The sequence below is a fragment of the Sphingopyxis sp. H050 genome (assembly GCF_001468265.1).
Classification (GTDB): Bacteria; Pseudomonadota; Alphaproteobacteria; order Sphingomonadales; family Sphingomonadaceae; genus Sphingopyxis.
In genome coordinates, this window is the sequence record NZ_LNRZ01000003.1 from 218,371 (window position 1) to 230,279 (window position 11,909).

12 protein-coding genes are annotated in these 11,909 nt (G+C 66.7%); 7 read left to right on the plus strand and 5 right to left on the minus strand.

Annotated features, from left to right (window positions below):
* Positions 1-19: 19 nt before the first annotated feature.
* From ATE67_RS07265 to ATE67_RS07275, 3 genes are read left to right on the plus strand one after another with little or no spacing between them, the layout of a single operon-like run.
* Positions 20-622, plus strand: a complete 603-nt coding sequence (locus tag ATE67_RS07265; protein WP_058816068.1) for a hypothetical protein — start codon at positions 20-22, stop codon at positions 620-622.
* Entirely contained in the window at positions 615-1,142 is a 528-nt protein-coding gene (locus ATE67_RS07270) for an RNA polymerase sigma factor (RefSeq protein WP_269433444.1), read from the plus strand. Before ATE67_RS07265 ends, ATE67_RS07270 begins: the two co-directional genes overlap by 8 nt.
* Positions 1,139-1,462, plus strand: coding sequence for a hypothetical protein (locus tag ATE67_RS07275; protein WP_058816070.1), 324 nt, complete (start codon positions 1,139-1,141; stop codon positions 1,460-1,462). The genes ATE67_RS07270 and ATE67_RS07275 overlap by 4 nt, the downstream gene beginning before the upstream one ends.
* A 6-nt stretch (positions 1,463-1,468) precedes the next feature.
* Here the strand turns inward: ATE67_RS07275 and ATE67_RS07280 are convergent, their stop codons facing one another.
* The 5 genes from ATE67_RS07280 to ATE67_RS07300 form a co-directional block, all read right to left on the minus strand.
* Complete coding sequence (locus tag ATE67_RS07280; RefSeq protein ID WP_058816071.1) at positions 1,469-3,166, minus strand: flotillin family protein; 1,698 nt, start codon at positions 3,164-3,166, stop codon at positions 1,469-1,471.
* A gap of 63 nt (positions 3,167-3,229) precedes the next feature.
* Positions 3,230-3,853, minus strand: a complete 624-nt coding sequence (locus tag ATE67_RS07285) for a YqiJ family protein (RefSeq protein WP_058816072.1) — start codon at positions 3,851-3,853, stop codon at positions 3,230-3,232.
* Positions 3,854-3,909: 56 nt separating this feature from the next.
* Entirely contained in the window at positions 3,910-4,644 is a 735-nt protein-coding gene (locus ATE67_RS07290) for a hypothetical protein (protein WP_058816073.1), read from the minus strand.
* Between the two features lie 8 nt (positions 4,645-4,652).
* The gene (locus ATE67_RS07295) at positions 4,653-5,864 is read right to left on the minus strand and encodes a toxic anion resistance protein (RefSeq protein WP_058816074.1); all 1,212 of its coding nucleotides are present in this window, start codon (positions 5,862-5,864) and stop codon (positions 4,653-4,655) included.
* A 63-nt stretch (positions 5,865-5,927) separates the two neighbouring features.
* A complete protein-coding gene (locus ATE67_RS07300) occupies positions 5,928-6,887 on the minus strand; it encodes a bile acid:sodium symporter family protein (protein WP_058816400.1) in 960 nt (319 codons plus the stop codon).
* A 151-nt stretch (positions 6,888-7,038) separates the two neighbouring features.
* Between ATE67_RS07300 and ATE67_RS07305 the strand changes: the two genes are divergently transcribed.
* The 4 genes from ATE67_RS07305 (at position 7,039) to ATE67_RS07320 (ending at position 11,857) form a co-directional block, all read left to right on the plus strand.
* The gene (locus ATE67_RS07305) at positions 7,039-7,692 is read left to right on the plus strand and encodes a 5'-methylthioadenosine/S-adenosylhomocysteine nucleosidase family protein (protein ID WP_058816075.1); all 654 of its coding nucleotides are present in this window, start codon (positions 7,039-7,041) and stop codon (positions 7,690-7,692) included.
* Between the two features lie 102 nt (positions 7,693-7,794).
* Positions 7,795-9,627, plus strand: a complete 1,833-nt coding sequence (gene typA, locus ATE67_RS07310) for a translational GTPase TypA (protein WP_058816401.1) — start codon at positions 7,795-7,797, stop codon at positions 9,625-9,627.
* A gap of 141 nt (positions 9,628-9,768) precedes the next feature.
* Positions 9,769-10,326 (plus strand): pseudouridine synthase, encoded by a 558-nt coding sequence (locus ATE67_RS07315; RefSeq protein WP_058816076.1) that lies wholly within the window; start codon positions 9,769-9,771, stop codon positions 10,324-10,326.
* Positions 10,327-10,447: 121 nt separating this feature from the next.
* Positions 10,448-11,857, plus strand: a complete 1,410-nt coding sequence (locus ATE67_RS07320; RefSeq protein ID WP_058816077.1) for a sugar porter family MFS transporter — start codon at positions 10,448-10,450, stop codon at positions 11,855-11,857.
* Positions 11,858-11,909 lie beyond the last annotated feature (52 nt).

Consider the following 11,909-nt stretch of genomic DNA (forward strand, 5'->3'; position numbering starts at 1 on the left):
GCATGAAGGGAGGAAGAACATGACCTATTTGCTTGCCGCGACCGCTGCCGCGGCTGCCGCGCCCGCCGCTGCGGCGCCGGTGACGACGGTCACCGTCCCTGTCGAACCGGGTCAGGCGATCAGCCCCGCCGATGTCGCGGCCTATATCGATCCGCGCGATATCGCGTCGTTCATGCCGCCGCCGCCGCCGACCACCGAGCTGGTCGCGGTCAGCGACAGCTTCTTCCGCCTCATGGAAAATATCACCATGGTCGCGCTGTTCGTGATCGGCTTTTTCCTGCTCGCCCGGCTGCTCCACGCGTGGATGCTGCACCGCTCGATCCGCCGCGCGCTCGAGGCCAAGTCCGACGCGGCGCTGCCGATGATCGACAAGCTCAACAAGCCCTATGAGCATCTGGGCTTTGGCACGCGGCAGGGCGATGCGCCGGGCGACGATCGCAACGGTCTCGTGCTGATCGCGATCGGACTGGCGATGGCGGGCTTCGGGCTGATCCAGGGGCATGAGCAGCTGATCCGCCTGTCGGCCGGCGCCGCGCTGTTCCCCGCCTTCGTCGGCGGCGCGCTGCTCTATCGCCGCCGCATCGCGCGCGCCGCGGCGGGCGGGGAGCATAACGCTGCGTGACGACGAGGACCTTCTCCTCAACCAGCGCGTTGCCGGGGGAGATCGCGCCGCCTTCCAGCTCCTCGTGCTGCGGCACGAGGGGCGGCTGCGCGCCTTTTTGTCGCGCGTCGCGGGCAGCGACGGCGACGACCTGGCGCAGGAGGCGTTCGTTCGCGCCTGGCAGCGCGCGGGCGATTATCGCGGGCAGGGTAGCTATGCCGCCTGGCTTGCCGGGATCGGCTGGCGATTGTTCCTCGACCAGCGGCGCACCGCGCGGCGACGCGAGGGGCTGGCGGCGAACGAGGATAGCCCGACGTCGAGCGATCCGCGGCCTGCGAGCGACGCCGCGCTCGATGCCGAGCGGCTGCTTGCCGGACTCACGCCGCAGGAGCGCGCTGCGCTCACGCTCTGCTTCGGCCATGGCTGGTCGCACGGCGAGGCGGCGGCGATCATGGGGGTGCCGCTCGGCACGCTCAAATCGCTGGTCTTGCGCGGGCGCGCGAAGGCGCAGAAGATGATCGGCGAAGGAGGCGGGTCATGACGCAGTCCGACGACAATCTCGACGCGATGCTGGGCGCGCTGCTGGCGCCGCCCGAGCGGCCGGGCGACCGGGCCTTTCTGTCGCGCGTTGACCATCGGATCGAGGCCGAGGCCGCGCTGATGCGCGCCGAGCGCCGCTTCTGGAAGAGTTTCGGTTTCGAGGCGCTGGCGATCGGCGCGCTGCTCGCGGCGCTGTGGCTGCTGTCGTCGTCCGAGCTGCTCGCGCCGCTCGCGGGGCCCGCGCACTGGGGCCTTGCGCCGCCGCTGCTGCTGATCCTCGCGCTGTGGTTCGCGGGGACGCAGCGGCTGCGGCGGCTATAGGCAGGCTCAGGCGTCGTCGCCCTCTTCGGTCGCCGGGATCGCGCGGCGGCGGCTCGGCTTTTCGGCGACGGGGATGTCGGCCGGGACGGGCGCGGCCGCGGCGCCCTTGACCAGCGCGTCGAGCGAGCCGCCGTCAAAGCCCAGTTCCTTCATCAGGCTGTCGATCACCGGCGCCTGCGCGCGATAGGCGAGCGCCGCCGATACCGCGCTGTTGGCTAGGTTGCCGCCGCCCGCATCGCCGCCGCCAGCGCCCGCGCCGCCGCCCTGCTGGCCGAGCCCGTCGACCTGGACGATCTTGATCGAATCGATCGCTTCCATCGGCTTTGCAGCTTCCCGGACGACTTCCGGCAGCACCTTCAGCAGCGCCATCTTGGTCTGGAGCGAAATCTGGCTGGACGAGAGGATGTTGGCGGCCTCGTTGATCGCGCGCTGGCCCGCTGCCTCGACCTCGAAGCGCACGCGCGCGGCCTCGGCGCGCAGCTTCTCGGCCTCGGCTTCGCCCTCAGCCTCGAGCCGCAGCGCAGCGGCGCGGTTCGCGGCGGCTTCCTTCTCGGCCTCGGCCTGCACCTTGACCGAAATCGCCTGCCGCTCGGCTTCTTTTGCGGCTTCGATCAGCTCGATGCGCTTCGAGCGCTCGGCGATCTCGGTTTCGCGCGCGGTCGAGACCTGCTCCTCGGCCGCCACGGCGACGGCGCGCGCTGCGTCGGCTTCGCCGCGCGCCTGGCTTTCCTCGCGGCTCTTGTTCTGGATCAGGATCTGCTGCTCCTGCCGCGCAAGCTCGATCGCCTGTTCCTGCGCGATGCGCGCTTCCTCGATGGCGCGGTCGGCCTCGATCTGCTTGGCATCGACCAGCTGCTTGGCCTGGATGCGCGCGTTTTCCGCCTCCTGACTGCGCTGCGCCTGTTCGCGCGCGACCTCGGCGGCCTGTTCGGCACGGCGGATCTCGATCTCGCGTTCCTGGCTCAGCTTCGCGAACTCGTTGTCGCGCGAGATTTCGAAGCTGCGCTTGTCGGCTTCGAGATTCTTCGTCTCGATCTGGACGCGGGTATCCTGTTCGATGTCGTTGCGCGCTTTCTTGCGCAGCTCGATCTGCTCGGTGAGCTTGGTCAGGCCCTCGGCATCGAACGCGTTATTGGCGTTGAAATGTTCGATCGAGGTCTGGTCGAGGCCGGTCAGCGACACCGATTCGAGCTCGAGGCCGTTCATCGCGAGGTCGTTCGAGCTGACCTGCTGCACCTTCTGGACAAAGTCTGCGCGCTGTTCGTGCAGCTGGTTCATCGTCATGCCCGCGGCGACCGAGCGCAGCGCGTCGACGAACTTGCCCTCGACCAGATCCTTCAGCGCCTCGGGGTTCATCGTGCGCAGGCCCAAGGTCTGCGCCGCCATGGCGATGGCGCCGCCATCGGGACGGACGCGGACATAAAATTCGGCCTTCACGTCGATGCGCAGCCGGTCGAGCGTGATCAGCGCGTCGGTATTCTTGCGCTCGACCGCAAGCCGGACGGTGTTCATGTTGACCGGCATCGTCTCGTGCAGCACCGGCAGCACCAGCGCGCCGCCGTTCATCACGACGCGCTCGCCGCGAAAGCCGGTGCGGACGAAGGCGATTTCCTTGGTCGCGCGGCGATAGAGCCGCGTGATGATGAGCCCCAGAATGAGCAGGACTGCAAAGCCGATCCCGGCGTAAATAGCGATTTCGATCATGGACCCTGTGTAACCCCCGATTCGCGCTTCCAGAAATGGAACGCCCAGGCGGGGATATTAGGATCAGTCGAGCCGCGGTAAATAGAAATCGCCCTTCGAATAGCCCTTGAACAATTCGCCTTCGCGTTTGACCAGCAATAGTTTTTCGCCGGTCTGGAAAGACTGATCGGGACTGTCGGGTTCGACCATGATCTGGTGCATTTGTCCGTGGTGATCGGTCACCGTGGCGCGCGCCGGATGGCCTTCGCGCGCGGTGCCGATGCTGATTTCGGCATAGAGACCGATCAACTCGTCGCGGTCGATCGCGGTGGTCTCCAGGCTCGGAAAAATCCGCCCGACGAGGCGCGCCGCAACGCCGGTCGGCGGCAGGGCGGCGACGGCGGCAAGCGGGACCATCAGCAGGTTCGATCCGGGGCCACCGGTAAGGCCGGTCACCAGCTGCTGGAGCCCGAGCCCGAGAGCGCCGAACAGGGCGAGGAACAGCACGAGCCACATCAGGAAGGGGACGCGCCCGATGCCGGCCCAGGCAAGCAGCGCATCGGCAACGCCCGCGTCGCCGTCGGCATCGATATCCATGCCGTCGATGTCGCCGAACAGCCCCGTCGCCTGCACCGCGCCGATCAGCAGCATCAACAGCAGCGCGGCGCTGAAGACGACATTTTCGGACGCGAGCAGTTGATCGAACATCGACGTCTTGTGGCGGTGGGGGGCACGCTTGGCAAGCGGGTGCTAGGGTCCTGACCCTAGGGCCGGTCGCCCTGCAGCGGCTCCTCGCCCTCGAGGCCCTGATATTTGAGCTGGAGGTAACGTTCGCGCGTCGCCAGCTTGTCGAGTTCGCCTGCGGCCAGGCTGCGCGCGGCGTCGCCGATCTCGCGTTCGAGCATCGTGAGGCCGCCGACGAGCGTTTCGTCGGGGGTGCGGCCGGCGTGGGCTTCCTTGCGCAGCCCGGCAGGAATGCGCTGATAGCCCGCGACGAGTTCGGGCAGGTCTTCGCCGACGAGTTTGCGGATGTTCGCCGCCGCCGGGCTCGACGCATCGAGCGTCTGGAGCTGCGGCGCGAGCAGGTCGAGCTGGACGCCGATGCCGTCGACGAGCTGGCGTGCAGGCGCGGGAAGCGCCGGGCGCTGCGCCTCGAGCCAGATTTCGGTGCGGCCGGCGAGCTGCTTGAGGTCGGCCTTGGGCAGATCCTGCTGGCGCGGCTCGGGGAAGGGCGAGCGGCCGAACAGCACCGCGACGCCGATCAGCAGCACGAACAGCGCGAGGAGGCCGATGAAGCCCAAAGGCTGGATCAGCGCGCCGAACAGCGCGGCGCCGATCAGCACGATCCCGCCCGCGACGAGGACGCGGCCGAGCTTTTTGTAGAGGTGCTGGCGGCGCAGCGCGACGCTCTTGGTGCCGATCGGACGCCGCCGCTCGCGCGACCGTTCGATCGCCGACGCGGCCGAAATCCGGATCTGGTCGACTTCGCTCATCGTCATGATCCGCCTCAGCCTTCGAGCGCGGCGAGCGGGCTGTCGGCACCGCCGACGCTCGCTTGCGCCTGGCTCGCCCCTTCGGCGCGCGCGATATAGCCCTTCGACTTGGCGACCTCGCCCTCGAGCGTGGTCACGGTCGTCTTCATCGTGTCGAGCGCCTTGATCTTGAAGGTGTCGATCGCGTCCATCGTGTCGTAGATATTCTGGAAGGCGCGCTGCAGCGTCTCCATCGGGATGGTGCTCGACGCCGCCTGCTCGTGGATGCGCGCGCTATTGTCCTTCAGCATCTTCGACGTGCCGTCGATGATGTTCGCGGTCGTGGTGTTGAGCGCGGTGATCTGTTCGAGGACGAGCTTCTGGTTTGTCATCGCCTGCGCAACGGTGATCGCGGTCTTGAGCGCGCCGACGGTGGTGGTGGAGGCGCGGTCGACGCCCTTCACCAGCTCGACATTGTTCTTCTTGACGAGATCGAGCGCGAGATAGCCCTGCACCGTCACCGCCATCTGGGTCAGCAGGTCCTGCGTCCGCTGGCGGGCGTAGAAGAGGGCATTTTCGCGGATCACCTTGGCCTTGGCGGGATCGACGCCGTCGAGTTCGGTCGCTTTCGCCTCGAGCCGCGCGTCGAGGGTATTCGAGATGTGGATCATCTGCTCGAGCTTGCCCATCGATTCCCACATCTTGCGGCGCTCGACGTCGATGGCGGCATTGTCCATCAGCAGCTCGTCCTTGCCGTTCGACAAGGCGGTCAGGATGCCGCCGATGTGCGTCTGGGCGCTGCGATACTGCGCGAAATAATTGTTGATCTTGCTGCCGAAGATCTTGTCGAAAAATCCGCGTTTGCTGAGCAGCTTGCCGTTCGCCGACGGGTCGAGCCGTTCGACCGTGGTGCGCAGTTCGATGAGGCTCTGGCCGATGTCGGTGTCGCGATCCATCGCGCGGATCGGGCGGTCGAGGAAACGGTTGCTGTGGCTCGCCGCCTCCAGCATTTCCTTGCGGCCCATATTGGTGATCTGGTCGACGCGCTTGCCGAATTCGGGCGAATTCTCGTCCTGCGCGACGAGGTCGTCGATGAAGCTGTCGACGCGTTCCTCCAGCTTCGATTTCTGGTCGGTCGACAAGGGCACCAGCCCCGCGGCTTTCTCGGGGGTCACGGCGGGCACAGGTTCGGGCGGCGTCAGCGTCAGTTCCTCGGTAGCGGTGGCCGTCACGGTCTCTTCGCTCATTCCATTTCCTTCCAACCCCAATGCCAATCGCTATATGGCATGCGAACCTGTGTTGTTCAAGCACTACACCTCGGCGTGGCGTGCGAGCCCCGGCGCGATCCAGGCCGAGATTATCAGCTGCGCCATATGATAGACGAGGATCGGGACCAGCACCATGCCGGCGGTCGCGGGCGGGAACAGCGTCGCGGCCAGCGGCGCGCCGACCGCGATGCTCTTTTGCGCGCCCGAGAAGAGGAGGGTGATCCGGTCGGGGCGGGTCAGGTGGAGCAGTCCGCCCAATATCCAGGCGCCGCCGAAGGATAGCGCGAGCAACATCGCGACCGCCGCGAACACGATCCCGATCTCGCGACCGTCGAGCAGGCCCCAGATGCCCGCGACGACCGCCGCCGAGAAGGCCACATAGACCGCGATGGCGATCGCAGTGCGATCCATGGCGGTCGCAAGGCCGCGGTGGGCGAGAACCCAGGGCCGCAGCCAGCGCTGGACGAGCTGACCGGCGATGAAGGGCAGGAGCAGGATCGAGACGATGCGCAATATCGCTTGCCCATGAATTTCGCCTTCGGCGCCCGCAAGCGCGGCAAAGAGCAGGGGCGAGGCGGCAACGCCGATCAGGTTGAGGAGGGCGGCCGCAACCACGCTCGCCGCGACATTGCCGCCGGCGAGACTCGATGCGGCGGTCGCCGACTGCACGGTCGATGGCAGGATGCCGAGAAAGAGAAAGCCGAGCGCGAGCGTCGCGGGAAGGAAAGGCGCGGTCGCGGCCTGCGCGCCGAGCCCGAGCAGCGCCATGGCGCCGAAGCAGAAGGCGAGCGCGCCGCCCTGCAGCTTCCACCCCAGGATGCCGTGCAGCACTTCGTCGCGCGGCAGGCGGACGCCGTTCAGGAAGAAGAGAAAGACGATCGCCGCGGTGGAAACGCCTTGCGCCACCGGCACCGCCGCGCCGCGCACCGGGAGCAGGCTGGCGACCAGGATCGTCGCGAGCAGCACGGGAACGAAGCGATCGGGAAAGATGCGGGCGAACATTGCCCCGAGCGATGGCGGCATGCTGCGGGGTTGGCAAGCCTCCCCATCCGTTCGCATCGAGCGACGCCGAGATGCCCCGCGCACAGATCGCAAGGTCGATGGGTGTCTCGACTTCGCTCGACACGAGCGGAAACGGGATTACACACCCGCCATGGCCGACATCCTGATCCTCGCCGCGCTGCCCGAAGAGGGCGATGCACTGTTTCCCGGCCAAGGCGCGCGCGAGGGCGGTTCCTTTGCCGTGCGCCGACTGGCGATCGGCCGCCATGCCCTGACCATCGCGACCTGCGGCCTCGGCAAGGTCAATGCCGCGCTCTGCGCCGGGATGTTCGGCGGCGAAGCCGAGGTGCTGCTGATGAGCGGCACCTGCGGATCGCTGGGCGCTGCGCCCGGCGCCTATTGGCTCGCCGAGGCGGTGCAGCATGACTATGGCGCGAACGAGCCCGGCCGGTTTCGCCGCTATCGCGCCGGCGACTGGCCGATCGGCGCGGCCGGGGAGGCGCATTTCACGGCGATGGCGGACCCGGGCCTCGGGCTGCCGCACGCGCGGATAGCGAGCGGCGACAGTTTCGTCGCCTGCCCCGACGCCGCGGCCGATCTGAAGAGCAATCTCGGCGCAACGCTCGTCGACATGGAAGTCGGTGCGCTCGCGCAGGTCGCGGCGCGGCTCGGCAAGCCCTGGGCCGCGATCAAGGCGGTGACCGACGAGGCGAACGGCGAGAGCGCCGGCGATTTCCACGCGAACCTCGTCCGCGCGGCGAACGTCGCGGCGCGCCAGATCGATCGGCTGGCGGCGATGCTCTAGACGCGTCGGCAATTTTGTTGCGATGCAGCACCGCTTCTGTTAGGGGCGCGGCGTTTCGCGGCGCTCTGCGTGCTGCCCCCTTCCATCAAGGTCCGTTTCCGCATGTCTCTGCGCAATATCGCCATTATCGCCCACGTCGATCATGGAAAAACCACTCTCGTCGACCAGCTGTTCCGTCAGTCGGGCACCTTCCGCGACAACCAGCGTATCGAAGAGCGCGCGATGGATTCGAACGATCTGGAAAAGGAACGCGGGATCACCATCCTCGCGAAGTGCACCTCGGTCGAATGGGGTGAGGGCGCCGAGCAGACGCGCATCAACATCGTCGATACCCCCGGACACGCCGACTTCGGCGGCGAGGTCGAGCGCATCCTGAGCATGGTCGACGGCGTCATCCTGCTCGTCGACGCGGCCGAAGGGCCGATGCCGCAGACCAAATTCGTCACCGGCAAGGCGCTCGCGCTGGGTCTCAAGCCCATCGTCGTCGTCAACAAGATCGACCGCAGCGACGCGCGCGCTTCGGAAGTGCTCGACGAAGTATTCGAGCTGTTCCTGGCGCTCGAAGCCAATGACGAGCAGCTTGATTTCCCGATCCTTTATGCCTCGGGCCGCGGCGGCTATGCCTCGGAAAGCCCCGACGCGCGCGAAGGCACGCTCGAGCCGCTGTTCAAGACGATCGTCAGCCATGTGCCGACCCCGGGCCTCGATGAAGACGCGCCCTTCACCTTCCTCGCGACGCTGCTCGACCGCGACAATTTCATCGGCCGCATCCTCACCGGCCGCGTCCAGTCGGGCACGGTCAAGGTCAACCAGCCGATCCACGCGCTCGACATGGACGGCAAGGTCATCGAGACCGGCCGCGCCTCGAAGCTGCTCGCGTTCCGCGGGCTCGACCGCGTGCCGGTCGAGGAAGCGCGCGCGGGCGATATCGTCGCGATCGCGGGCCTGACCAATGCGACCGTCGCGAACACCATCGCCGACACCAGCGTCAGCGAGCCGATCGCCGCGCAGCCGATCGATCCGCCGACGCTGTCGATGCGCTTTGCCGTGAACGACAGCCCGATGGCGGGCCGCGAGGGCAGCAAGGTGACGAGCCGCATGATCCGCGACCGCCTGCTGCGCGAAGCCGAAACCAATGTCGCGATCCGCATCACCGAAAGCGCCGACAAGGACAGCTTCGACGTCGCCGGCCGCGGCGAGCTTCAGCTTGGCGTGCTGATCGAGACGATGCGCCGCGAAGGCTTCGAGCTCGGCATCAGCCGCCCCAAGGTGCTGTACGGCGAAGACGAAAATGGCAAGCGCACCGAACCCTATGAGACCGTCGTCATCGACGTCGACGACGAACATTCGGGCACGGTCGTCGAGAAGATGCAGATCCGCAAGGCCGACCTCACCGACATGCGCCCGTCGGGCGGCGGCAAGACGCGCATCACCTTCAGCGGCCCGTCGCGCGGCCTGATCGGCTATCATGGCGAATTCCTGTCCGACACGCGCGGCACCGGGATCATGAACCGCCTGTTCGAGAAATACGGCCCGTACAAGGGCGTGATCGAGGGCCGCAAGAACGGCGTCCTGATCTCGAACGGCAATGGCGAAGCCGTCGCCTATGCGCTCGGCCCGCTCGAAGAGCGCGGCATCCTGTTCGTCTCGCCCGGCGAAGCGCTTTACGAGGGCATGATCATCGGCGAGAACGCCAAGCCCGACGACCTGGAAGTCAATCCGATGAAGTCGAAGCAGCTCACGAACTTCCGGTCTACGGGCAAGGACGATGCGATCCGCCTGACCCCGCCGCGCCGCATGACGCTCGAACAGGCGATTGCGTATATCGACGATGATGAAATGGTCGAAGTGACCCCGAAGAATATCCGCATCCGCAAGGCGCTGCTCGACCCGCACGAGCGGAAGAAGGCGTCGCGAAAAAAAGAGGCGGCGTAACTTCCAAAAAGATGCCGTGTGCCCCCGCGAAGGCGGGGGCCATCACCGGATGGTGCACAATCGCACCGGCAGGAGATGGATCCCCGCCTTCGCGGGGATACACAATCGAGCAAGGGTCGGTCTTGATCGAGAGGATGCGCCGTGAGCCGCCAGATCCTGTTCAACAAGCCCTTTGGCGTGCTGTCGCAATTCACCGACAAGAGCATGACCGCGAGCCCGGACGGCCCGCGCGCGACGCTGTCCGACTATATCGACGTGCCGGACGTCTATCCCGCCGGGCGGCTGGATCGGGATAGTGAAGGGCTGATGATCCTGACTGACGACGGCGCGCTGCAGGCGCGGATATCGTCGCCGAAGCACAAGACGCCCAAAACCTATCTGGCGCAGGTCGAGGGCGAGCCCGATGACGCCGCGCTGGAGGCGCTGCGCCGCGGCGTCATGCTGAACGACGGTCCGACGCGCCCCGCGACCGTGCGCCGCATCGACCCGCCCGAGCTGTGGGATCGCGACCCGCCGGTGCGCTACCGCAAGAGCGTGGCGGATAGCTGGATCGAACTCATCATCACCGAAGGCCGCAACCGCCAGGTGCGGCGGATGACCGCCGCGGTCGGCTATCCGACGCTGCGGCTGGTCCGCTGGCGGATCGGGGGGTGGGAGATCGGCGATCTGGGATTGGGGGAGTGGCGGGAGGTCGGGTGAAGGCCTTGTCCCGGCGCCCATCTTGCGAAACCGCCACTCGGCCCGCTGGCGATGAAGGGGCTTGCGCTACCCATCACATCCAATCATGATAGCGCTACCATAACGGAGCTTGGGAGAGCGCATGAACACCACGTCGGGAAGCCAGACCAATCTGGCGCTCATTTTTGCGATCGTCGCGGTCGCCACGATCGGCGGTTTGCTGTTCGGCTATGACAGCGGGGCGGTGAACGGGACGCAGGACGGCTTGCGGACGGCCTTCACGCTGGGCGAGGCGGGGCTGGGTTTTACGGTCGGATCGCTCCTTATCGGCTGCTTCATCGGCGCCTTTCTGGCCGGTACGCTCGCCGATGCGATCGGGCGGCGCAACGTCATGATCCTGTCGGCGATATTGTTCCTCGTCGGCGCGCTGATCCAGGGCTTTGCCCATGTCCAGGCGCTGTTCGTCGTCGCCCGGATCATGGGCGGGATGGCGGTCGGCGCCGCGAGCGTGCTGTCGCCCGCCTATATCTCCGAAGTCGCCCCCGCGCACATCCGCGGCCGCATGACGACGGTGCAGCAGATCATGATCATCACCGGGCTGACCGCCGCCTTCGTCGTCAACTATTTCCTCGCCGCGAGCGCCGGCACCTCGACCGCGCCCTATTGGGCGGGGATCGAGGCATGGCGCTGGATGTATCTGATGCAGGCGGTCCCCGCGGCGGTGTTTCTGATCGCGCTGCTCTTCATCCCCGAAAGCCCGCGCTACCTGGTGTCGAAGGGGCGGATCGACGAAGCCGGCCGGGTGCTGACCAAATTGTTCGGCGCCGAGGAAGCAGCGACCAAGGTCGAAGAGATCAAGGCGAGCTTCAACGCCGATCATCGCCCGCGGCTGTCGGACATCTTCGATCCGGTGAAGGGCGGGGTGCGCCCGATCGTCTGGGCCGGCCTCCTGCTCGCGGTGTTCCAGCAGCTCGTCGGGATCAACGTGATCTTCTATTATGGCGCGACGCTGTGGCAGCTGGCGGGTTTTACCGAGGACCAGTCGCTGCAGATCAACATCGTGTCGGGGGTCGTCTCGATCGCCGCCTGTTTCGGTACGATCCTGCTGGTCGACCGGATCGGGCGCAAGCCGCTGCTGCTGATCGGGTCGGCGGGGATGGCGGCGACGCTGTTCGCGCTCGTCTATGCCTTTGCCAATGGCACGCTCGACGCCGACGGACAGCTGCAATTATCGTCGTCGCTGGGCACGCTCGCGCTGATTGCCGCCAATCTGTACGTGATCTTCTTCAACCTGAGCTGGGGCCCGATCATGTGGGTGATGCTGGGCGAGATGTTCCCGAACCAGATCCGCGGATCGGCGCTGGCGATCTGCGGATTTTTCCAGTGGTTCGCGAACTTCCTCATCTCCTTCACCTTCCCGATCATGGCGGTCGGGCTGGGCCTCGCGGTCAGCTACAGCTTCTACGCGGTCTGTGCGGTGATCAGCTTCTTCCTGGTCAAGCGCTTCATCGTCGAGACCAAGGGCAAGGAACTCGAAGCCATGACCGGCTGAGCGCGTCCCAGCGAAGCCTGTCGAAGGGGGCCGGGCGACCGGCCCCCTTTTT